The sequence below is a fragment of the Pseudomonas sp. GV071 genome (assembly GCF_003050835.1).
Taxonomy (GTDB): domain Bacteria; phylum Pseudomonadota; class Gammaproteobacteria; order Pseudomonadales; family Pseudomonadaceae; genus Aquipseudomonas.
In genome coordinates, this window is the sequence record NZ_QAOJ01000004.1 from 197,553 (window position 1) to 219,676 (window position 22,124).

Annotated in this window: 23 protein-coding genes and 1 pseudogene; 14 read left to right on the forward strand and 10 right to left on the reverse strand. The window is 62.3% G+C overall.

Going from position 1 to position 22,124, the window contains the following annotated elements; all coding sequences use genetic code 11:
- Positions 1 to 12: 12 nt before the first annotated feature.
- The 4 genes from C8K61_RS09655 to C8K61_RS09670 form a co-directional block, all read right to left on the reverse strand.
- Entirely contained in the window at positions 13 to 2,445 is a 2,433-nt protein-coding gene (locus C8K61_RS09655) for a TonB-dependent siderophore receptor (protein WP_108096032.1), read from the reverse strand.
- Between the two features lie 160 nt (positions 2,446 to 2,605).
- On the reverse strand, positions 2,606 to 3,553 hold the full coding sequence (locus C8K61_RS09660) for a FecR domain-containing protein (protein ID WP_108096033.1): 948 nt from the start codon (positions 3,551 to 3,553) through the stop codon (positions 2,606 to 2,608).
- Positions 3,550 to 4,056 carry a sigma-70 family RNA polymerase sigma factor gene (locus tag C8K61_RS09665; RefSeq protein ID WP_108096034.1) on the reverse strand — a complete coding sequence of 169 codons (507 nt, stop codon included), beginning with the start codon at positions 4,054 to 4,056 and terminating at the stop codon, positions 3,550 to 3,552. Before C8K61_RS09665 ends, C8K61_RS09660 begins: the two co-directional genes overlap by 4 nt.
- Positions 4,057 to 4,247: 191 nt before the next feature.
- On the reverse strand, positions 4,248 to 4,520 hold the full coding sequence (locus C8K61_RS09670; protein ID WP_108096035.1) for a DUF3509 domain-containing protein: 273 nt from the start codon (positions 4,518 to 4,520) through the stop codon (positions 4,248 to 4,250).
- Positions 4,521 to 4,999: 479 nt separating this feature from the next.
- Here C8K61_RS09670 and C8K61_RS09675 point away from each other — a divergent pair.
- Positions 5,000 to 5,209: pseudogene (locus C8K61_RS09675) on the forward strand (DUF3509 domain-containing protein); the annotation flags it as partial.
- 39 nt (positions 5,210 to 5,248) lie between these two features.
- Here the strand turns inward: C8K61_RS09675 and C8K61_RS09680 are convergent.
- The gene (locus C8K61_RS09680) at positions 5,249 to 5,749 is read right to left on the reverse strand and encodes a phosphate-starvation-inducible protein PsiE (protein WP_108096037.1); all 501 of its coding nucleotides are present in this window, start codon (positions 5,747 to 5,749) and stop codon (positions 5,249 to 5,251) included.
- Between the two features lie 204 nt (positions 5,750 to 5,953).
- On the opposite strand from C8K61_RS09680, the gene C8K61_RS09685 reads away from it, so the two are divergent.
- Positions 5,954 to 6,949, forward strand: coding sequence for an MBL fold metallo-hydrolase (locus C8K61_RS09685; RefSeq protein ID WP_108096038.1), 996 nt, complete (start codon positions 5,954 to 5,956; stop codon positions 6,947 to 6,949).
- A 94-nt stretch (positions 6,950 to 7,043) separates the two neighbouring features.
- Positions 7,044 to 7,289, forward strand: coding sequence for a YebG family protein (locus tag C8K61_RS09690; RefSeq protein ID WP_108096039.1), 246 nt, complete (start codon positions 7,044 to 7,046; stop codon positions 7,287 to 7,289).
- A gap of 156 nt (positions 7,290 to 7,445) precedes the next feature.
- Here the strand turns inward: C8K61_RS09690 and trxB are convergent, their stop codons facing one another.
- On the reverse strand, positions 7,446 to 8,387 hold the full coding sequence (gene trxB / locus C8K61_RS09695; RefSeq protein ID WP_108096040.1) for a thioredoxin-disulfide reductase: 942 nt from the start codon (positions 8,385 to 8,387) through the stop codon (positions 7,446 to 7,448).
- 307 nt (positions 8,388 to 8,694) lie between these two features.
- On the opposite strand from trxB, the gene cysZ reads away from it, so the two are divergent.
- Positions 8,695 to 9,450 (forward strand): sulfate transporter CysZ, encoded by a 756-nt coding sequence (gene cysZ, locus C8K61_RS09700; RefSeq protein WP_108096041.1) that lies wholly within the window; start codon positions 8,695 to 8,697, stop codon positions 9,448 to 9,450.
- Positions 9,451 to 9,489: 39 nt separating this feature from the next.
- Positions 9,490 to 10,644: a glycosyltransferase family 1 protein gene (locus C8K61_RS09705; protein ID WP_108096042.1), complete on the forward strand. Its 1,155-nt coding sequence runs from the start codon at positions 9,490 to 9,492 to the stop codon at positions 10,642 to 10,644.
- Positions 10,645 to 10,693: 49 nt separating this feature from the next.
- Here C8K61_RS09705 and C8K61_RS09710 read toward each other — a convergent pair whose 3' ends face one another.
- A complete protein-coding gene (locus tag C8K61_RS09710) occupies positions 10,694 to 10,981 on the reverse strand; it encodes a PA4642 family protein (RefSeq protein ID WP_108096043.1) in 288 nt (95 codons plus the stop codon).
- Positions 10,982 to 11,043: 62 nt separating this feature from the next.
- On the reverse strand, positions 11,044 to 11,517 hold the full coding sequence (locus C8K61_RS09715) for a hypothetical protein (RefSeq protein WP_108096044.1): 474 nt from the start codon (positions 11,515 to 11,517) through the stop codon (positions 11,044 to 11,046).
- A gap of 214 nt (positions 11,518 to 11,731) precedes the next feature.
- On the opposite strand from C8K61_RS09715, the gene C8K61_RS09720 reads away from it, so the two are divergent.
- The 6 genes from C8K61_RS09720 (at position 11,732) to C8K61_RS09745 (ending at position 17,118) form a co-directional block, all read left to right on the forward strand.
- Positions 11,732 to 12,676, forward strand: a complete 945-nt coding sequence (locus C8K61_RS09720; RefSeq protein WP_108096045.1) for a 4-hydroxyproline epimerase — start codon at positions 11,732 to 11,734, stop codon at positions 12,674 to 12,676.
- The gene (locus C8K61_RS09725) at positions 12,673 to 13,779 is read left to right on the forward strand and encodes an FAD-binding oxidoreductase (RefSeq protein WP_108096046.1); all 1,107 of its coding nucleotides are present in this window, start codon (positions 12,673 to 12,675) and stop codon (positions 13,777 to 13,779) included. Before C8K61_RS09720 ends, C8K61_RS09725 begins: the two co-directional genes overlap by 4 nt.
- Positions 13,776 to 14,012: a (2Fe-2S)-binding protein gene (locus C8K61_RS09730; protein ID WP_108096047.1), complete on the forward strand. Its 237-nt coding sequence runs from the start codon at positions 13,776 to 13,778 to the stop codon at positions 14,010 to 14,012. The genes C8K61_RS09725 and C8K61_RS09730 overlap by 4 nt, the downstream gene beginning before the upstream one ends.
- Entirely contained in the window at positions 14,009 to 15,283 is a 1,275-nt protein-coding gene (locus C8K61_RS09735) for an FAD/NAD(P)-binding oxidoreductase (RefSeq protein WP_108096048.1), read from the forward strand. Before C8K61_RS09730 ends, C8K61_RS09735 begins: the two co-directional genes overlap by 4 nt.
- 32 nt (positions 15,284 to 15,315) lie before the next feature.
- Positions 15,316 to 16,062: an AraC family transcriptional regulator gene (locus tag C8K61_RS09740; protein ID WP_178086442.1), complete on the forward strand. Its 747-nt coding sequence runs from the start codon at positions 15,316 to 15,318 to the stop codon at positions 16,060 to 16,062.
- 138 nt (positions 16,063 to 16,200) lie between these two features.
- A complete protein-coding gene (locus tag C8K61_RS09745; protein ID WP_108096049.1) occupies positions 16,201 to 17,118 on the forward strand; it encodes a dihydrodipicolinate synthase family protein in 918 nt (305 codons plus the stop codon).
- Between the two features lie 179 nt (positions 17,119 to 17,297).
- On the opposite strand, the gene C8K61_RS09750 is transcribed toward C8K61_RS09745, so the two are convergent.
- Positions 17,298 to 17,855 (reverse strand): hypoxanthine-guanine phosphoribosyltransferase, encoded by a 558-nt coding sequence (locus C8K61_RS09750; RefSeq protein ID WP_108096050.1) that lies wholly within the window; start codon positions 17,853 to 17,855, stop codon positions 17,298 to 17,300.
- Between the two features lie 263 nt (positions 17,856 to 18,118).
- Between C8K61_RS09750 and upp the strand changes: the two genes are divergently transcribed.
- Both upp and C8K61_RS09760 read left to right on the forward strand, forming a co-directional pair.
- Positions 18,119 to 18,757: a uracil phosphoribosyltransferase gene (gene upp / locus C8K61_RS09755; protein WP_108096051.1), complete on the forward strand. Its 639-nt coding sequence runs from the start codon at positions 18,119 to 18,121 to the stop codon at positions 18,755 to 18,757.
- 3 nt (positions 18,758 to 18,760) lie between these two features.
- A complete protein-coding gene (locus tag C8K61_RS09760; protein ID WP_108096052.1) occupies positions 18,761 to 20,035 on the forward strand; it encodes a uracil-xanthine permease family protein in 1,275 nt (424 codons plus the stop codon).
- A gap of 62 nt (positions 20,036 to 20,097) precedes the next feature.
- On the opposite strand, the gene C8K61_RS09765 is transcribed toward C8K61_RS09760, so the two are convergent.
- Positions 20,098 to 21,123, reverse strand: coding sequence for a Glu/Leu/Phe/Val dehydrogenase dimerization domain-containing protein (locus C8K61_RS09765; protein WP_108096053.1), 1,026 nt, complete (start codon positions 21,121 to 21,123; stop codon positions 20,098 to 20,100).
- A gap of 166 nt (positions 21,124 to 21,289) precedes the next feature.
- Between C8K61_RS09765 and C8K61_RS09770 the strand changes: the two genes are divergently transcribed.
- The gene (locus C8K61_RS09770) at positions 21,290 to 22,093 is read left to right on the forward strand and encodes a SirB1 family protein (RefSeq protein ID WP_108096054.1); all 804 of its coding nucleotides are present in this window, start codon (positions 21,290 to 21,292) and stop codon (positions 22,091 to 22,093) included.
- Positions 22,094 to 22,124 lie beyond the last annotated feature (31 nt).

Genomic DNA, 22,124 nt, shown 5'->3' on the forward strand with positions numbered 1-22,124 from the left:
TTCATTGCCGCGTTACCAGTCATAGGTCGCGCTCGCCGTTACCGTGCGCCCGTAGCCGAAGTAGCAGGCTTGCTCGGTGCACGAGCTGTAGTATTCCTTGTCGTCCAGATTGCTGGCGTTCACCGCCAGTTTCAGGCCGTCGATTTTGTAGTGCAGGCTGGCGTCGAACAAGGTGTAGCCGCCAGTTTCCACGTTGATGATGCGCGGGCCGTAGAGGCCATAGAGGGCATTGCGGCCGGTGTACGAGGTCTCGCCGGTATAACGCGCGCCAAAACCTGCGCCCAGGCCGGCCAGCGGACCGCTCTGCTGGGTGTAGTCCAGCCAGGCACCGGCTGATTCGCGTGGCACGTAGGGCATGCGGGTGTCTTCTTCCCAGGCGTTGACGCTCTTTCGCACACGCGCATCGGTGCGGCTGTAGTTGGCGGTCAGGTCCAGACCTTCGGCGAGGCTGGCCAGTGCTTCGATCTCGAAGCCTTTGCTGCGCACTTCGCCCACCTGACGCACGTCGGTGGGGTTGTTGGGGTTGGTGCTGACCACGTTCTGCTTGGTGATATCGAAGTACGCCACGCTGATAAAGCTGCGCCCACCATCGGGCTGGTACTTGATCCCTGCTTCGTACTGCTTGCCGGTTTCGGGATCGAACGGCTGGTTGGTCACCGGGTCGGTGGCGGCGGTCGGGTTGAACGACTCGCTGTAGCTGACATAAGGCGCCAGGCCGTTGTCGGCGACATACACCAGACCTACGCGGCCAGTGAAGGCTTCGTCGTCACGGCTGACGCTGCTGCCGTTGAGGTTGCTGTCGGTGTCGCCCTTGGCAATGTCGTAGCGCCCGCCGAGCAGCAGGTTCCAGTGTTCATCGAACTTGATCTGGTCCTGGGCATAGAAGCCGGTTTGGCGACGCATGATGTCGTTGTCGGCGTCTTTGCCGGGCAGTGCCACATTGAGGCCGTAATGCGGGTCGAGCAGGTCGAGGGTCGGCCCGGTGCCCAGGCGGCTGATCTCATGGTCATCCAGACGGCGCCAGTCGACACCCAGCAACAGGTTGTGGCTCAGGGGGCCGGTGGCGAAATTGGCTTCGGCCTGGTTATCCAGCGACCAGGCGTTGAATTGCTCGTCCTTGACGTTGGAGGTACGGGTCAAGGTGCGGCCATCGAAACGCACACCGTTGTTGTTCAGGTAGCGGTAGTCGTAATTCATGTTTTCGTAGCGCAGGTTCTGGCGCAGCGACCACACGTCGTTGAGGCGATGGGACAGCTCGTAACCGAGCGAGGCGTGGGTGCGCTCGAACTTGTTGAAGTTCGGGTCGCCCTCGTAGAACTCGCGGTCGCGATTGCCTTGCAGGCGGAACGCTTGAACCAGCTCCGGGGCAAAGGCGCGGCTGAAGGCGAAGTCGCCGTCGTCTTTCTGGTAGGTGGCGAGCAGGGTCAGTTCGGTGTCATCGCTCGGCCGCCAGGTGAGGGTCGGCGCGAAGGCTTGGCGGCGGTTGTCGGTTTTGTCGACCTGGCCATTCATGTCATTGCCAAGCATCGTCACCCGATACGCCAGTGTGCCCTGGTCGTCCAACGGGCCACCGAAGTCGGCGGCCAGTTCGCCAAGGTCATGGCTGCCGGCGCGCACACTGATTTCATGCAGCGGGGTGTCGGGGGCACGTTTGCTCACCAGGTTGACCACCCCGCCTGGCTCGCTCTGGCCGTACAGCACCGAGGCCGGGCCCCGCAGCACTTCCACCCGTTCGAGCAGGTAGGTGTCGGGACGCATGATGCCGTAGGTGCTGCGCGCCAGCGGCAAGCTGTTGACGAAGGTCGAGCTCTTGGAGTCGAAGCCGCGCAAGCTCATCCAGTCGTAACGCGGGTCGTAGCCATAAGGCACGCTGACGTTGGGGGTGTAGCGCAGGGCTTGTTCGACTGTGGTGACGCCCCGGGCGTCCATCTGTTCGCGGCTGACCACCGAGATCGATTGCGGGGTTTCCAGAATCGAGGCGTCCGTCTTGGTCCCGACCCGGGTGCGTTTGGCGACATAACTGCCCACCGGGCCGACAGCGGAGTCGACCTGCGTGCTGCTATTGATGTTGATGTCGCCCAATTCCACCTCTCCCCCTTTGAGGGTTGGAGCCTGTTCTATCCGAAAACTGCCATCACTGGCCTGCACCGCACGTAACCCTGAACCGGCGAGCAACTGGGCAAAGCCCTGCTGCACCGGGTATTGCCCGCTGAGCCCGGCACTGCTGCGCCCGGCGGTAAGCTGCGGGTCGAAGCTGAGCAACACCCCGGCACGCCGGGCAAAGGCGTTCAAGGCGCTGTCCAGCGAACCCGCCGGAATCTGGTAATCCTGTGTTGCCGGCGCAGCGTTGGCGGCCATCGGCAATACGGCCAGGGGCAGGCTGACGCTGAGCAATGCCACGCGCACGGCGCGGGCCAGGGAATGCGGAGTGCAAAGAACGGCCATGAACGAATCCTTCGGCTAGAAAAAATGGTTAGCGGAAGGGAGGCCGAGCAAATCCGAAAAACCTGCAAAACTTTTTGCGAATTATTTACATCGGCGAGCAAATTGCAATCAAGAGACGACCAAAAGGCCGTATTTCCGGGCTTTGCAGTTGTAACAGGGCTTATGCCGGCGCCAGGGTGACCCACCAACGGGTGCGATACAGCACCTGCACCGGCAGGGTTCTGGCCACGGCCTGCAGGGCTCGCTCGCTGTCGTCCAGAGGGAACACGCCCGAGATGCGCAGCTCGGCCACTGCCGGATCGCAGCGCAATACGCCGTGGCGCTGACGGCTCAACTCGCTGGCGAAGTCGGCCAGGCGCATCTGCCGGGCGACCAGCACGCCGTCGATCCAGCTGCTGCGCTCGCTGTCCACCGGTTGTGGAGTCCGTATGCCGTCGAGGCCAAAACGGGTCTGCCAGCCCTGCTCCACCACGCTGGCATTGCTGCCATTGCCGGGATGCACCTCCACCGCCCCGGCATACACCGCCAAATCGCAGAGTTCGCCCTGTTCGCGCACCAGAAAACACGTACCCAAGGCGCGCAAACGACCCTGCGCGGTATTGACCCAGAACAGACGGCGCTGCGGGTCGGCGGCGGTTTCGATAAAGATCTCGCCCTGGTACAGGCGGATCAGCCGTTGCTCGCTGCTGTAGTGAATATCCACCGCCGTGCTGGCATTCAGGTGCAGGCTGCCGCCATCGGGCAACGTGAATTTGCGCCGCTCGCCAACGCCGGTGCGCAGGTCCGCCAGCCAGGGCTGCACGCCGTTGCTGTGACTGGCGATAACCCCGGTGCCGCCTGCGGCAATCAATACCGCCAGGGCTTTCAAGGCGCGGCGACGTTGCGGATCGTGGCGGGCGCCGTCGAGGGTGGCGTGGCCGATACCGGGCGTGATCGCCGCGAAGCGTCCGCCCAGGGCGTCCAGGCGTTGCCAAGCCAGTTCGTTGTCCGGGTGCTGGGCGCGCCAGTATTGGCAGGCGTTCACTTCGTCCGCCGCACAGGTGCCGGAAGCCAGACGCACCCGCCAGGCAATGGCTTGTTCGACCACTGCCATATTCAGCGCCGTCATGCGTAGAGCGCCTTGTAGCAATGGCTGAACGCCTGGGTCATGTATTGCTGGATGGAGCTGATGGACAAGCCCATGCACTCGGCGATCTGCGGGTAGGTCAGGCCATCCAGCTGCGAGAGCAAAAAGGCTTCGCGCACCTTGGGTTTGAGGCCATCGAGCAGGCGGTCGATTTCAATCAGGGTTTCCAGCACCAGGGCGCGCGATTCCGGCGACGGCACTTCTGGCTCGGGCAGATTGGCCAGGGCGTCGAGGTAGGCACGTTCCAGGCTGGCGCGGCGGTAGTGGTCGATCAGCAGGCCACGGGCGATAGTGGCAAGAAAAGCGCGCGGCTCACGCAGCTCTTTGCTTTCGCGCTGCAACAGCACGCGCACGAAGGTGTCCTGCGCCAGGTCAGCGGCGTTGTGCGGGCAATCGGTACGTTGCCGCAACCAGCCATTCAGCCAGCGGTGATGGTCGTAGTACAGCGCAGAAAGAAAGGAGGAAAACGCGGATTGAGCCGGCACAGCCTGCACCTGAATGGGTGACACGTTCTTAAATGCGAATATATTTCAATTAAGACATAGTGTCACGCATATGCCGTTGCCGAGCCCTAAAGGCATCGCGGCTAAAGCCCCTCCCACAAGGAATCACCTACTCCGTGGGAGGGGCTTTAGCCGCGATGCTGTTGATGTTTCGCGCAGAAATCGACCGCCGCTTACACCAAGGTTTCATTGGCTGCCGGGCTGAGCTTGCCCAGGCAGGACAGCCCGCGTCCCTGGTCGATGGCCAGGCCGAAGCGAATGCTGGTGATCACCTGTTCAAGCTTTTCCACGTCCGCCAATTGGTCGCTGCTGAGCATGCGCTGGGCCACGCGGCCCTGGTCGTTGGACAAGGAAAGCATCGCGCTGCCATCCGGGCTGCCGATGCTGAAACGCACCAGGAACTCATCCTTAAAAGAGTCGCTGACGTATTTGAAGGGATTAACCATGGCCTCATACCTCGGTTTGTTCGGTTTCTGGCTAATCCCTTCGCAAGTCAGGGGCCAAGTTTGTATCCAACGCGACAAGCGGTCGTGAATAAAAGCTTTGAGGTCGCTATTTATCCGACTTGGCAGTTCTGAACGCGGTTTTGCGCTTGTTTTCACACGCTCGTTTCAGCGAAAAGTGCACCGCAAACAATCACTTGCCCTGTTACTGGGCAGTTATTTTGCGGTGCCATTATCCGGCCACCAAAGGCCATTCATTTAATTGCGCGGGGGAATTTGGAGGTTTTCCGAGGGCCGACTACGCTGGATACCTGTGTCGCAAAACTTCTTGTCCGAAGACCAGAACTTTGTACGAGCGCGACCGGTCAACAACCAAGACTTGAATAACAAGACTTGCCTAACTGGTGTGCAAACCAGGCTGTTTCAACTACCTGCCACTGCCAAGTTTTATTCAGCCCTATTTAGCAAACAGGTAATGGACTATGCACAATCCCTTTCAGTTACTGACCGAAGCGTTCCACCCGCAATACCGCGTCAACCTGAGCATCGAGCGGCTCGATGGCAGCATCATGTTGACCTTGTCAGAAGAGCAGACAGTAGTGGCCAAACGGCTGATCAGCCCGGCCCAGCGCAATGACGAACGACGGCTTCGCAACGTGATCCGCTCCTTGCAGCAACGCATTGAGCTCGAACACGCTGCGGTTTAGGCCCCTTCCCCCACAGCACAGCGCCTAGTCGGTGTCCGCTGCCTCGGCTTCGGTCGAGCGTGAGGACGAAGCGCTTTTGCTGTCCGCTTTGCTTGGCGTCACCGACGGAAAATTCGACGACGCATAACGCACCACCAGTATCGCCAGGGCCAACAGCAGAATCGCGCCCGACACATAGACCACGCCCATATCCGGACTCTGATGGTGCGACACATCGGAAATCAGCAGCCGCGTGAGCGCGGTAATCGCCACGTAAATCAGAAAGCGCACCGGCATGTGGTTGGTCTTGAAGTAGATGCCGACCATCGCCCCCAGCTCCAGGTAGATGAACAGCAGCAGAATGTCGTCGACCGTGATGTGGCCCTTCTCGACCATCTGCAGAAACGCCGTCACCGCCGCCCAGGCCGTGATGCCACCAATGCCGAACAGCGCCAGGTAGTGAAAGCCTTCCACCAGCAGATCGCCCAGTGACTCGGCCAGACCATGCATGGACTGCTTGAGGTTTTCCGCCCATTTGATTTTCAAACCAGTGCTTCCTTGAGGGTGTGTGGCCAAGGCTATGGCCAGCAGATGACAGGCTGTCATGCAGATTAAAGGCCATGGACGACGAGTAGAAACAGTCTGTCACAGCGCTTTCACTGGACAGCCAATCGATTTCCCAGCGATAAACGCTGCCCGGCCCAAGTCCGTCTATCGTGGTTGGGGACAATTTTCGATGGGAGCCTCGCGATGAAAAACCCACTGTGCTGCACGACGCACCAGGCGTTGCTGCTGATCGTTCTGGCGCTGATGTGCGCCTTCAGCCTGATCCACCCGGGCTTGGCCATCGCCGCCCCGGTAGCTAAACAGAACAACCAGGTGCCCGGTTACTACCGCATGGCCCTGGGCGATTTCGAAGTGACGGCGCTGTTCGACGGTGTCAACTTCATCAACAACAAACTGCTCAAAGGCGCCAGTGCCGAGACTCTTCAGAGCGCTCAGGCGCGCGCCTTTCTCGACTCCAGCAATGGCGTGCAGACGGCGGTCAACGCCTTTTTGATCAACACCGGTGAGCACCTGGTGCTGGTCGACAGCGGCGCCGGCAAATGCCTGACCGACAAGCTCGGTAACGTGCAGCGCGATATCGAAGCTGCCGGCTACACCCTCGAACAAGTCGACACCCTGCTGCTTACCCACATGCACCCCGACCACGCCTGCGGTGTGCTCGACAGCAAAGGCGAACGCGCCTTTCCCAACGCCACCCTGATGCTGAACAAGGCCGAAGCGGACTATTGGCTGAACCCGGAACTGCTGGCCAAGGCTCCGGCCGACAAGCAGGCACGCCTGAAGATGATTGCCGCCAGCGCCGCGCCCTACAAAGCGGCGGGCAAGCTCAAGCTGTTCACCGACGGCACCGAAGTGTTGCCAGGGGTGAAAGACCTGGCGCTGCACGGCCATACGCCGGGACACAGCGGGTATCTGTTCACCTCCAAAGGGCAAAAGCTGCTGGTCTGGGGCGATGTGGTGCACAGCCACTCGATCCAGTTCGCCCACCCGCAGGTGGCGATTGATTTCGACAGCGACTCGAAACAGGCCATCGCCACCCGTAAACACATCCTCGCCGAGGCCACTGCCGAGAAGTTTCTGGTGGCCGGCGCGCACCTGCCCTTCCCCGGTATTGGCCATGTGCGCAAGAAAGGCACCGGTTTTGCCTGGGTACCGGTGGAGTTCTCACCGCTGCCCTGATTTCAGCGCGTGACTGTTCAAGGCGGTGCGAGTGCTTTATGCTCGCCACCTGTATAAATACACAGTAATAGCTTGTTAGAAGGTGAGGTGATGAATGGCCGTCGAAGTGGTGTACCGCAGCAGTCGCGATCCGGAGCGCTTGTTCATGGATAAAGCCGAAGCCGATCGTTACGACAAGATGCTGGAATTGGCCGAATCGTTGGCCGACGTATTGCAAAAAGCCGTGCCGTCGCTGAGCGAGCAGCAGGTAGAGGAAATTGGTATCTACATGGCGAAGAATCGCGATGTATTTGCTAAAGCCTTTAAGAATCCAGAGGCGCTCAACGAATTGCAGCAATAAGCGGCTTCCGGGACTTCGGCCATGCTGCGTTGCGTCCTCGCTTTTAATGCTCACGTACTGCAGTACGCTGCGCTTAAAAGCTCCGGGGCGCCTTGCCTGACCTTCGCCCCGAAACCCTCGACTGAGTCGCGGCTGAGTTTTAAAAGCACTTGAGACTTACGCTTCCAGATAACGCTCAACGTCCAACGCCGCCATGCAGCCGGCACCGGCAGAAGTAATGGCTTGGCGATACACATGATCCGCCACGTCACCCGCCGCAAAAACACCGGGAATGCTGGTAGCCGTGGCGTTGCCATCGCGGCCGCCGTTGACCACCAGGTAACCGTCTTTCAACGCCAGCTGGCCTTCGAACAATGAGGTGTTCGGCGTGTGACCGATGGCGATAAACACGCCTGCCACGTTCAGCTCTGAACTGCCGCCGTCGTTGTGCTGCAAGCGCACGCCGGTCACGCCGGTGTTATCCCCCAACACTTCATCCACAGAGGCATTGAGCTTGAGCTCGATCTTGCCCTCGGCGACTTTCGCATGGAGTTTGTCGATCAGAATCTTCTCGGCGCGGAAGGTCTCGCGGCGGTGCACCAGGGTAACCTTGCTGGCGATATTGGCCAGGTACAGCGCCTCTTCAACGGCGGTATTACCACCACCGACGACCGCCACTTCGCGGTTGCGGTAGAAGAAACCATCGCATGTGGCGCAGGCCGAAACGCCCTGCCCCATGAACTTCTCTTCCGATGGCAGGCCCAGGTAACGGGCGCTGGCGCCGGTGGCGATGATCAGTGCATCGCAGGTATAGGTAGCGCTGTCACCGGTCAGGGTGAAGGGCTTGCCGGCGAAGTCCACGGCATTGATATGGTCGAAGACGATCTCGGTTTCGAAGCGCTCGGCATGCTCTTGCATGCGCTGCATCAGCGCCGGACCGGTGAGGCCATGCACGTCCCCCGGCCAGTTATCCACTTCGGTGGTGGTGGTCAGTTGCCCACCAGCCTGCATGCCGGTGATCAGCAGAGGTTTGAGGTTGGCGCGGGCGGCATACACCGCCGCTGAATAACCGGCAGGGCCGGAGCCGAGAATGATGACGCGAGCGTGGCGAACCGACATTGACTGCTCCTCTCCCGGCCGCAGCCGGAAATAAAAAGGGACTGCCCGAGCACTTGGGGAAGGCTTTAGAGAGTGGGCGTCCCGCAAACTGTGTCCGCACCGCGGACTGCAATGGCGGCAAGGTTACTCAGACGCCCCCTGAGCCGGAAATGCCCAATTCTTATATCTTCGATAGCCCGGCCCTATTCCACGCGTTTGATCTTGATCTGGACTCTTAACGGGCTCGCAGACAAACGGAAACAGCGGCGCGCTTTCGATGTCTGTGTGAAGCGTCTATGTTCGGCACGTACTCTCAAAGGAATAACCAATGCCCGCCCCCGTTCTCTCCGGCCCCCAATACCTGCGCGAAGGCCTGAAGCTGGTGCTCAGCCCAGGCCTGCGCCTGTTCGTGCTGCTGCCGCTGGCCATCAACCTGATCCTGTTCATCGGCCTGATCGGCTTTGCCGTGCAGGAGTTCAACGGCTGGCTGCACGCCCTGATGCCCAACCCGGACGGCTGGCTGAGCTTTCTCAGCTGGATTCTCTGGCCGGTGTTTTTCGTGCTGATCCTGCTGATGGTGTTCTTCACCTTCACCACGCTGGCCAACATCATCGCCGCACCGTTCAACGGTTTTCTTTCGGAAAAAGTCGAAGTGGTGGTGCGCGGCGAAGACCCCTTCCCGCCCTTTCGCTGGAGCGAGTTGGTGGCCATGGTTCCGCGCACCCTCGGTCGAGAGCTGCGCAAGCTGGGCTACTTTCTGCCGCGCGCGATCGGCCTGTTCATTCTGTCGTTCATCCCCGGTTTGAACATCATCGCCGCGCCGCTGTGGGTGCTGTTCGGCATCTGGATGATGTGCGTGCAGTACATCGACTACCCGGCGGACAACAACAAACTGGGCTGGAACGAAATGCTCGCCTGGCTGCGCGAGAAGCGCTGGCAGAGTCTGGGTTTTGGTGGCTCGGTGTACCTGGCGCTGCTGATCCCCGGGGTCAACGTGGTGATGATGCCGGCAGCGGTGGCCGGGGCGACGCTGTTCTGGGTACGCGAACGCAGCGACGCTCCTGTCACAACGCTGCAACGCTAACGTCACATGGCTTAAACGGCGCCGGTCGACACTGGCGTCATGAGCCCATCTCCCCTGCATATCGCGCTGATCAGCGAAACCTTTCCCCCGGAAATCAACGGCGTCGCCAACACCTTGGGGCGCCTGTGTGCGGGGTTGCGTGAACGGGGCCATCGGCTGCAACTGGTACGCCCCCGGCAAAGTGCTGATGACGGCCAGAAAAGCACCGATGAACTACTCCTCACCCGTGGCTGGCCATTGCCCGGCTACCCCGGTTTGCAGTGGGGCCAGGCGTCGATGCACAAGCTGTTGCGGCGTTGGAAACGCCAGCGCCCAGACGTGCTGTACATCGCCACCGAAGGTCCGTTGGGGCTTTCCGCCCTGCGCGCTGCCAGGCGTTTGCAGATTCCGGTGATCAGTGGGTTCCACACCAACTTCCAGCAATACAGTCGCCATTACGGCCTGGGCTTGCTCACCCGTGTGCTGACCAACTACCTGCGCTGGTTCCACAACCGCTCGCAGCTCACCCTGGTACCCAGCGCCAGCCAGAGCCTGGAACTGCAGCGACGCAGTTTCGAGCGCGTGCACTTGCTCGCCCGCGGCGTCGACAGCCAGCTGTTCCACCCGGCCAAACGCAGCAGCGCACTGCGCACCGACTGGGACCTGGCTGACGATGAACTGGCTGTGCTGCATGTGGGGCGGATCGCGGCGGAGAAAAATCTGACCCTGCTGGTACGCAGCTTCCGCGCCCTGCAACAACGTTATCCACAGCGGCGGATGAAGCTGATCCTGGTCGGTGATGGTCCGCAGCGCGCGGCCTTGCAGAAGGAACTGCCAGACGCAGTGTTCTGCGGCATGCAGCGTGACCAGGCGCTCGCCGCGCACTACGCCAGCGCCGACCTGTTCCTGTTCCCGAGCCTGTCGGAAACCTTCGGCAATGTGCTGCTGGAAGCGCTGGCCTCGGGCTTGGCGGTGGTCGCCTATGACCAGGCGGCCGCTGGTCAGCATATTCGCCACGGCCACAACGGCGCGCTGGCTATGCCGGGCGATGAAGAGGCGTTTATCGACAACGCCTGCTGGCTGCTGGAAGACCCGGAAACCCTGCGCCGCATGCGTCTGAATGCGCGCCAGCACGCCAGCCACCAAGGCTGGCCGGCGATCATCCAGCAGTTTGAAGCCTACCTGCGTACCGCTGGCAGCATGCCGCCGCTTTAGCCCATGAAAAAGCCCGCACTCGGCGGGCTTTTCAACAACGGCGCTGGATTTAACCGCGAGCCGCTTTGATCGCCTCGATGTAGGGCTCAGCCAGACGCTGGTCCTGGATCAGGGCAACAAAGTCGTGGCCCTGAGCATCTTTGGCGTTGAGGTCGTAACCGGCTTCGACGAAGAAACCGAGGAAACGCTCGAAGTCGTCGATGCGCAAACCACGGTAAGCCTTCACCAGCTTGTGCAGCGACGGTGGGGTGTCATCGGCCGGTTCCACCGTGAGGAACAGCTTGATCGGCTCGTCACCAATCTCTTCGCCAATCACCTGTTTCTTGTCTTTACGCATGATTCATTTCTCTTAACGGGAAAGCGCCGGGCCGGCAGTTTACTCCGCCCCGGGGCGCCGGCTCAACGCGCGCGCTGCGCGCCGGTGTGCAAGTCGGCCCAGACATGGCCGTTGGGGTAGCTGAGAAACTGCACGTACACCGTGCCATTTCTGAGCAGATCGAGCAGCACACTGTACTGCGCCAGCGGGTAGTTGAGGCTGAGGGTCTTGCTCGCCTCGTCATAGCTGGGGCGTTTGATGCTTTTGCCTTCGGACTCAAAGCGCACCACCACCTTGGTGGCCGCCGCGCCCTTGCCCAGCGCCTTGGTTTTCAGCAGCAACCAGGTCGGCGAGGTGATGGGAATAGGTTGCTGGCTGGACTCGCGCTGGCTGCCGACCACCACCGAATACTCGGTGACCTGCAGCACTTGCTGCTGCTCGGGCGCTTCCTGACGCAGGTTCTGCTCGTCCGGGGGCAGGTATTGTTCGTGGGGCAAAGCGGCCATGGCTACAGGTGAGCCGAGCAGCAGAGCCAAAACCAAAACGCGCGACAGCATCACAACCTCCCAGGAAAAATCAGCGCCCACCTTAACCGCAAGAGCATCGCGGCTAAAGCCCCTCCCACTGGAATAGGCGATCCCTTGTGGGAGGGGCTTCAGCCGCGACACCTCTGTGCTGATTTCGTCACGCCGACGGCGCAAAACCATCAAGCCGACACGGCCTTGCAAGGCTCACTCTTGCAGGACCTTCCAAGGCTTTCGGGGACGATCCATGCGCCGCATCCAGATTATCGACAGCCACACCGGTGGCGAACCAACCCGCCTGGTGATCGACGGTTTCCCCGAGCTGGGCGCTGGCAGCATGGCTGAGCGCCGCGCATTGCTGGCCGAACGCTTCGATGCCTATCGCGCCGCCACCGTGTTGGAGCCACGCGGCAGCGATGTGCTGGTCGGCGCCCTGCTCTGCACCCCGGTCGACCCCACCGCCTGTGCCGGGGTGATCTTTTTCAACAACAGTGGCTACCTCGGCATGTGCGGCCACGGCACCATCGGCCTGGTGATTTCCCTGGCCCATATGGGTCGCATCGGCGTCGGTACGCACCGCATCGAAACCCCGGTCGGCACCGTCGAGGCCACCTTGCACGACGACCACTCGGTAAGCGTGCGCAACGTGCCAGCCTACCGTTACCGCTCTGCGGTGCGGGTCGAGGTGCCGGGGTATGGCGCGGTGACCGGCGATGTCGCCTGGGGCGGAAACTGGTTTTTCCTCATCAGCCAGCATGGCCAACGCATCGACGGCAGTAACCTGGACGCCCTCACCGCCTACACCGTGGCCGTCAGCGCGGCGCTGCAGGCGCAGGGCATCTACGGTGAAGACGGCGGCGTGATTGACCATATCGAACTGTTCGCCGACGACCACCAGGCCGACAGCCGCAACTTCGTGTTGTGCCCCGGCAAAGCCTACGACCGCTCGCCCTGCGGCACCGGCACCAGCGCCAAACTGGCCTGCCTGGCCGCCGACGGCAAACTCAAGCCGGGCGAGATCTGGCGCCAGGCCAGTGTCATCGGCAGCCAGTTTGAAGGCAGCTACGCCTGGCTCAACGACGGCGAACCGGGCCGGGTGATTCCCACCATCCGCGGCCGCGCCCACCTGAGCGCCGAGGCCACCTTGCTGCTGCAGGACGACGACCCGTTCGCCTGGGGCATCGTGCTGTGAATGCCGAAATCATCATCGTCGGCGCCGGCATTATCGGCGCGGCCTGCGCCCATGCCTTCGCCGCGCGCGGCCTCGATGTGCTGCTGCTTGATGATGCCCGCGGCGGCGCCACGGCGGCCGGCATGGGGCACCTGGTGGTGATGGACGATAACGCCGCCGAGCTTGCCCTAAGCCACTACTCGCTGAATCTATGGCGGCAATGGGCGCCGCAACTGACAGACGACTGTGCTTACCGCAACTGCGGCACCCTGTGGCTGGCGGCCAATGACGAAGAGCTGGCTGTGGCCGAACACAAACGCGCCCTGCTCGACAGCGAAGGCCTGGGCTGCCGCATGCTCACTGCGAGCGCCGTGCAGGCCGCCGAACCGATGCTGCGTCCAGGCTTGGTGGGCGGCCTGCATGTGAGTGGCGACGCTATTGTCTATGCCCCAAATGTGGTGCGCTGGTTGTTGGCCCAACAGCCGAACCGCATCCGCCAGCAGCAGGCCCGGGTCAGCGAAGTCAGCGGCAACCGCCTGCGGTTGCACAGCGGCGAATGGCTGAGTGCCGAGGTCGTGGTGTTGGCCACCGGCAGCGCCCGTGAACTGTGCCCGGAACTGCCGATCAAGCCGAAAAAAGGACACCTTCTGATCACTGATCGTTACCCCGCCGGCATCCGCCATCAACTGGTGGAGCTCGGTTATGTCAGCAGTGCCCACAGCAGCTCCGGCACTTCGGTGGCGTTCAATGCCCAACCGCGGCCGACGGGGCAGATCCTCATAGGCTCGTCGCGGCAGTTCGACAGCCTGGATCCCGCCGTCGAGCACGACGTGCTCGCCCGAATGCTGCAACGCGCCATCGACTATTTGCCTGGCCTGGCGCAGATGAACGCCATCCGCAGTTGGACCGGCTTTCGCGCTGCTACCCCGGATAGCCTGCCATTGCTCGGCCCGCACCCTACTCAACCGGGCCTGTGGCTGGCGCTAGGCCATGAAGGCCTGGGCGTGACTACCGCGCCGGCCAGCGCGCAGCTACTGGTCAACCAGGTGTTCAGCCAGCCCTGCGCCATCGACGCCGCGCCTTATCTGCCGCAGCGTTTTGCCCTGACGGAGCAGCCGGCATGATCGAACTGCAGATCAACGGCCAAGCCCTGCGCGTTTCCCCCGGCACCAGCGTGGCCGCAGCCCTCTACCTGGCCGGCGACGGCAGCAGCCGCACCTCGGTCAACGGCCAGCGCCGCGCGCCGCTGTGCGGCATGGGCATCTGCCAGGAGTGCCGGGTGACTATCGACGGCCAACGTCGCCTGGCCTGCCAGACGTCATGCAGTGCCGGCATGCAGGTGGAGACCCAGCCATGAAACGCGACGTCGACCTGCTGATTCTCGGTGCCGGCCCGGCAGGTATGGCGGCGGCCGTAGCTGCCAGCGCCAGTGGCCAACGTATCGCCTTGGTGGACGATAACCCGGCCACTGGCGGACAGATCTGGCGTACCGGCGTTAACGCCCCCAACTATCCCGCGGCGGAAAAATTGCGCGCCGCGCTGGCGGCTGAAAAAAATATCGAGCTGTTCACCGCCACCCGTGTGATTGCACACACCGGCGCCCACGAGCTGTTGTTGGAAAACCCATTGCACAGCTGGCGCATCGGCTATGGCCAGCTGATTCTGTGCAGCGGCGCCCGTGAGGTACTGCTGCCGTTCCCCGGCTGGACGTTGCCTGGCGTCACCGGCGCCGGTGGTTTGCAGGCGCTGATCAAAGGCGGTATGCCGGTGCATGGCGAACGCCTGGTGCTCGCCGGCAGCGGTCCGTTATTGCTGGCCAGCGCCGCCAGCGCCAAAGCCGCCGGGGCGCAGATTGCGTACATCGCCGAACAGGCCACTGCCACCGACCTGGCCGCTTTCGCCATGCAACTACCACGCTGGCCGAGCAAACTGCACCAGGCCGTGCAGCTGTTTGATCGGCACTACCGCAGCAATAGCCACGTAGTCGAAGCACTCGGCAATGGCCGCCTGGAAGCGGTACGGATTCGTCATGGCGATACGCTGATCGAAGTCCCCTGCGAACGCCTGGCCTGCGGGTTCGGGTTGCGTGCCAATACCGAGTTGGCCCAAACCCTCGGCTGCAGCGTCGCCGACCAGGCCATCACGGTGGATAACCTGCAACGCACCACCCTCGCTAGCCATTTCGCCGCCGGCGAATGCACCGGCATCGGTGGCAACGAACTGGCGCAAGTGGAAGGCGCCATCGCCGGTTTTGCGGCGGTCGGCCGATTGCCGCAAGCCCAGGCCTTGTTCGCCCAGCGCCAACACTGGCAGCGCTTCGCCGACCTGCTCAAGCGTCACTTCGCCCTCAAACCCGAACTGAAAAACCTGCCCAGCGCCGACACCCTGCTGTGCCGCTGCGAGGACGTGCCCTATGGCGTCGTTGCCGGTCACGCCGACTGGCACCAGGCCAAGTTGCACAGCCGCTGCGGCATGGGCGCCTGCCAAGGCCGAGTGTGTGGCACCGCCGCTGAATTTCTGCTTGGCTGGCCGACCCCGAGCTTGCGTGCGCCCTTTGTGCCCGCTCGAGTCGCCAGCCTGCTGCCCGCCGCCGCGCTTCCCAGCGCGGTGCAGCCAGTCGTAGAGTAGGCCCGCCGCCATGACCGGAGTCGCCCTCACCCATGTTCCCCGCCGCGCTGCCCACTCCACGGGATTTGCCCGACCTGCTCGGCAGCCTGACGCAGATCGCCCCCCTGTTGGACGCCATGCCCGGGGTGGTGTTCTTCATCAAGGACATGCAAGCCCGCTACGTACTGGCCAACCAGACCCTGGCGCAACGCTGCGGCCTGCGCGACAAACACGAACTGTTGGGCAAGACCGCTGCAGAGGTGTTTCCGCCGCGCTTCGGCTCGCTGTATACCGAGCAGGACCTGCAGGTGATGAATGGCGGCAACCCGCTCAGCGACCAGTTGGAGCTGCACCTCTACCCCGGCCGCGAACCCGGTTGGTGCCTGACCCACAAGCTGGCGCTACGCGATGTGCACGGGGCGATCATTGGCATGGCGGGCATTTCCTACGACCTGCTGGCGCCGCAGTCCAGCCACCCCGCGTACCAGAAGCTGGCCAGCGTCGACGCCCATATTCGCCAGCACTATGCCCAGCCCATCAGCCTCAGCGACCTGACGCAGATCGCCGGCCTGTCGGTGGCGCAATTGGAGCGCCACTGCAAACGCATCTTCCAGCTCACGCCGCGGCAGATGATCCACAAAGCCCGCCTGGGCGCAGCCTCGCAATTGCTGGCCGGCGAACTGCCGATCACCGAGATCGCCCTGCAGTGCGGCTACACCGACCACAGCGCGTTCAGTCGCCAGTTCAAGGCGCTGACCGGGTTGTCGCCGACGGCCTATCGAGAAGGCATCACCTCGTAGGGCAAATATCCACACCGTGGATATCCGCCGTTGCCGAAACCGTGAATCGGCGGATATCGCCTACGGCGATATTCGCCCTACGCATGTCCGGCCTTTGCGTTCCCCCCTGTTTATTCACAGCCAATCCTGGAGTCGAGCATGAGCAGCAAACCTAGCTGGAGTGGGGTGTTCCCCGCCGTTACCACGCAATTTCGGTCCGATTTCTCGGTGGACCTGGACGCCACCCACGCGGTGATCAGCGGCTTGGTCCGCGATGGCGTGTCGGGCCTGGTGATCTGCGGCACGGTGGGGGAAAACACCTCCCTGAGCGTCGAGGAAAAAATCAGCCTGGTAGAGGTCGCCAAAGACGCCGCGGCCGGCCGCGTGCCGGTGATTTCCGGGGTGGCCGAATTCACCAGCCTGAACGCCAGCAAAGTGGCCAAGGAAGTTCAGCGTGTGGGGGCCGACGGCATCATGCTGATGCCGGCTCTGGTGTACTCCTCCAAACCCTTCGAAACCGCCGCGCATTTTCGCAGCGTGGCCGCCAGCATCGACCTGCCGGTGATGGTCTACAACAACCCGCCGATCTACAAAAACGACGTCACCCCGGACATCCTGATTTCCCTGGCCGATTGCGACAACATCGTCTGCTTCAAGGATTCTTCCGGCGACACCCGGCGCTTTATCGACGTGCGCAATGAAATGGGCGACCGCTTTGTATTGTTCGCAGGGTTGGATGACGTAGTGCTGGAAAGCATTGCGGTGGGCGCGGTGGGCTGGGTGTCGGGCATGTCCAATGCCTTCCCCAAAGAAGGCGAAACCCTTTTCCGCCTGGCTAAGGCCGGCCGCTTCGCCGAGGCCATGCCGCTGTACGAATGGTTTATGCCACTGCTGCACCTCGACGCCCGCCCGGACCTGGTGCAATGCATCAAGCTCTGCGAGCAAATCATGCAACGCGGCAGCGCCCTCACCCGCCCACCGCGCCTGGCGTTGCCGGACAGTGATCGGTTGTTTGTCGAAGGGGTGATGGAAAAAGCGCTGGCCAAGCGACCGGTGTTGTTGGATGTGGGGTTGTAATGAAAAAAGCAGGTTAAACGAAGCCGTAGGTTGGGTTGAGCCGCAGGCGAAGCCCAACGAGGGCAACCGTCGTTTGCAAGCCCATCGCCCGTTGGGCTTCGCTACGCTCAACCCAACCTACGACCTGCAGGGCTTTTTAACGCCGCAGGGCCGACGCGCAGCCGATCGGTTAGTAACGCTTACATTCCTTTTACGGCGTAGATACCGGGAGCGTTCCGCCAGTAGCCTTTGTAGTCCATGCCGTAACCGAACACATAACGGTCCACACACGGCATGCCGACGTAGTCAGCTTTGAGGTCCGGACGCGCTTTGCGGTCGTGGGTCTTGTCGACCAGCACGGCAATGCGCACGTTACGGGCGCCAGCGTGGCGGCAGAAGTCGATGATCGCGCCGAGGGTATGACCTTCGTCGAGGATGTCGTCGATGATCAGCACATCACGGTCGATGAAAGAAATTTCCGGTTTGGCTTTCCAGAACAGCTCGCCGCCGCTGGTTTCATTGCGGTAACGGGTGGCGTGCAGATAGGACAGTTCCAGCGGGAAGTCGAGCTTGGGCAGCAGTTTGCCAGAGAAGATCAGGCCGCCGTTCATGACGCAGAACACCACCGGGTTGCTTTCGGCCATTTCGCTGTTGATGGCGGCCGCCATGGTGTCGATGGCCACTTCGACCTCGGCATTGCTGTACAGGCAATCGGCTTCGGCCATCACTTGGCGGATATGGACGAGATCGACGGACATGGGCTATTCCTCAAGGGGTTTAGGTGCGCCGATCAAAACTTGATCAAGGCGTCAAAATAAAAGTCGGCAAAGGTACGCATCCCCATGCCCTGGGGCAAGCCCCGTCGGTCACGTGTCGCCGATGATGCGCGGCGTATCTGCTTGCGACATTTCCTGTCCGCAAGCACAGGAAATCGCCATGACCGCTGGGTCACCCCGCCACTTGGCATATCGAATGCTTTACTCTTGTCACAAATTTTTGCCAGCCGTTTCGGAGCCTACCCATGCCCATCCGTGAAATCCGCCACCCACTGATCCGCCACAAGCTCGGTCTGATGCGGCGCGCCGATATCAGCACGAAAAACTTCCGCGAACTGGCACAGGAGGTGGGCGCCTTGCTCACTTACGAAGCGACCCAGGACCTGCCCCTGGAAAGCTACGCCATCGACGGCTGGTGTGGCACTGTCCAGGTAGAAAAAATCGCTGGCAAGAAGATCACCATAGTTCCAATTCTGCGCGCTGGCATCGGCATGCTCGAAGGCGTGCTCAGCCTGATTCCGGGCGCCAAGGTCAGCGCCGTCGGTGTGGCCCGTAACGAAGAAACCCTGCAAGCGCATACCTACCTGGAAAAGCTGGTGCCGGAAATCGATGAGCGCCTGGCGCTGATCATCGACCCGATGCTGGCCACCGGTGGTTCGATGGTCGCGACCATCGACCTGCTGAAAAAAGCCGGCTGCAAAGACATCCGCGCCATGGTGCTGGTGGCTGCACCCGAAGGCATCAAAGCGGTTCAGGACGCTCACCCCGAGGTGATGATTTTTACCGCCTCGATCGATGAAAAACTCAACGAACACGGTTACATCATTCCCGGGCTGGGCGATGCCGGCGACAAAATCTTCGGCACCAAGCAAAAGGACGCCTAACCCATGCAGGACGAATTCAACGATCCACTCTGGCGCACGGTGCTGTCGGGTGCGCAAATGCTCTTCGTGGCCTTTGGCGCGCTGGTGCTGATGCCGCTGATTACAGGTCTGGATCCTAACGTCGCGCTGTTCACCGCAGGCCTGGGCACCATTTTGTTCCAGGTCGTCACGGGCCGGCAGGTACCAGTGTTCCTCGCCTCGAGCTTCGCCTTCATCACCCCGATCATTCTCGCCAAGGGCCAGTTCGGCCTGGCCGCGACCATGGGCGGTATCGTCGCCGCCGGCTTCGTGTACACCTTCCTGGGCCTGGCGGTGAAGATCAAAGGCACCGGTTTCATCGACCGTCTGCTGCCACCCGTGGTGATCGGCCCGGTGGTGATTTCCATCGGCCTGGCCATGGCCCCCATCGCCGCCAACATGGCCATGGGCAAGGCCGGCGACGGCACCGAGCTGATCCCGTACAAGATCGCCATGATGATTTCCATGCCGGCGCTGCTCACCACCCTGATCGTGGCAGTGTTCGGCAAAGGCATCTTCCGCCTGGTGCCGATCATTTCCGGGGTACTGGTGGGTTTTGCCCTGGCGTTCTACTTCGGCGTGGTCGACACCGCCAAGATCGCGGCCGCACCTTGGCTGGAACTGCCGAAATTCACCGCACCGGAATTCAACTGGCAGGCGATTCTATTCATCGTGCCAGTGGCCCTGGCACCCGCTATCGAGCACATCGGTGGGGTGATTGCAGTGGGTAGCGTGACCGGTCGCGACTACCTGAAAAAACCCGGTCTGCACCGCACCCTGCTGGGTGACGGCATCGCCACCTCGGTGGCCGGCCTGTTCGGTGGCCCGCCCAACACCACCTACGCCGAAGTGACCGGCGCGGTGATGCTGACCAAAAACTACAACCCGAAAATCATGACCTACGCAGCCCTGTTCGCCATCGTCCTGGCCTTCATCGGCAAGTTCGGCGCGCTGCTGCAGAGCATCCCGGTGCCGGTCATGGGCGGCATTCTGTGCCTGCTGTTCGGCTCCATCGCGGCGGTGGGCATGAACACCCTGATCCGCCACAAGGTCGACCTGGCCGAGGCGCGCAACCTGGTGATCGTTTCGGTAACCCTGGTGTTTGGTATCGGTGGCGTACTGATCGGTACCGGCACCGGTCCGGACGACGTCGGCCTGAAGGGCATCGCCCTTTGCGCCATCGTCGCCATCGGCCTCAACTTGCTGCTGCCAGGCAATGACAGCTGGAAGCACAAGGCCAACGGCGAAATCGATATTTAAGCTTTGCCCTCCCCTGGGCGACCACTGCCGTGGTCGCCCCACGCCAAGGCGGCACTGCCCGCCTAGCGATTGCCGTACAAAATCCTCTCTGCCAACGCATCCGCCACCCGCGCCGGTGAGCGTTTGTCCGCCTGGGCGTGGCCGTAGATTTCGGTCAGGCGCCGGTCGATTTGGGTCAGGTGCGCGGTGATCGCCGGCAGCTCCTCGCCCTGGTGTTTGAGCGCGACGTAGATCAGGCCCCCGGAGTTGATCACGTAATCCGGCGCATAAAGGATGCCGCGCGCCTCCAGCTCATCGGCAGCGCCGGGACTAAGCAGTTGATTGTTGGCCGCACCCGCCACTGCCGAACAGCGCAGCTTCGCCACGCTCTGGGTGTTCAGCACCCCGCCCAGGCCGCACGGCGCGAGAATGTCGCAGGGGGTGCAGAGCAGCGCCTCGTTGGCCACCGGTCGGGCGTTCAGTTGCTCGACCGCCAGTTGCACGCGACCGGGGTCCAGGTCACTTACCAACAATTCGGCGCCGGCCGCATGCAATTGTTCGGCGAGGGCAAAGCCGACATTGCCCAGCCCCTGAATCGCCACCCGCAAGCCTTCCAGATCATCGCTGCCCAGCCGCGCCTGCGCGGTGGCGCGGATGCCGGCAAACACCCCCATGGCGGTATGCGGCGAAGGATCGCCGGCGCTGGTGGTACTGGTGACGTGGCTGGAGTATTGGGCGACGCAGTCCATATCGGCGCTGAGGGTGCCGCTGTCGACGGCGGTAATGTATTGGCCACCGAGGCTGTCGATAGCGCGGCCAAAGGCTTCGAATAGCGCGGCGCGATCATCCACCCCTGGCGGACGCAGAATCACCGCCTTGCCGCCGCCCTGGGCGAGCCCCGCCAGTGCCGCCTTGTAGCTCATGCCCTGGGCCAGGCGCACGGCGTCCTCGATGGCGCTTTTTTCGTCGGGGTAACTGAGGTAACGACAGCCGCCCAGAGCCGGCCCCAGACGGCTGCTGTGGATAACAATGACGGCCCGCAGCCCGGTGGCAGAATCATTGAAACAATGCAGGGCCTCGACACGTGCCGCTTCCATTAAAGCGAACATGCGGTGACTCCTTGTTTTTGTAATTCCAAGCAGTATAGGTGGCCACTTTCGAACCAACCGACCAGCCAGGCATAAGTACCGACGCCACCCTCTGGCCTGGGCATAACGCGGGGCTGGACGAAGACGCGGCGACCCGCTACAAACCTAGGGCGAACCGGAGAATCCGATGACCCCACGCCAAGCCTGCCTTGCCTGTCTCGACCGTGAACCGCCCGCGCTGTTCGAAGCCGCGCTTTGGATCGGCGCTGAACACGACGACAGCCTGGTGCCGCAGCAAGTCCTGCGTGACTTCAGCGGCCTGACCCAGCAAGTCAGCAGCGGCCTGCCGCACCTTCCCGCCCATGAACTGGCCCAGCCACTCTTGCGCCGCTTGGGCGAACTGGACTTCCACGAAGACGACAGCACCCCACTGCTACCGCGCAGCGCCCTGCTCGACCAAGTGCTACTGCGCCGACGCGGGCAACCCTTGTCATTGGCTTTGATTGCCCTGGAACTGGCCCAGCGCCTGCAAATTCCCCTGCAAGGGGTGAACTTCCCCGGCCACTTCCTGGTGCGTGTGCCCGCCGCCGACCACCTGCTGGACCCCAGCACCGGCCGCCGTCTCTACACCCGCGACTGCCGTGAACTGCTGCTACGCACCCTCGGCCCGAAAGCCGAACTGCAAGCCGGCCACCTGCAAAGCTGCACCCCGAAACAGATGCTGCAACGCCTGTCGCGCAACCTGCGCAGCCTGCACACCCAGGCACAAGACCCGCTCGCCGCCCTCAAAGACGCCGAACGCGTGCTGCTGCTCGGCCAACCCAGCCTGATAGACCACCTCGCCCGCGCCGACATCTACCGCCAACTGGAATGCCCACAAGGCGAACGCTACGACGTCGAACACGCCCTGCTGCTGTGCGACGACACCGCGCAGCGCTTGCTGCTCAGCGAACGGTTGCGCCAGCTCAGAGCGACACCGGAATTGCATTGAGCAGTCCACCTGAATCGCCTTGTGCAGGGAT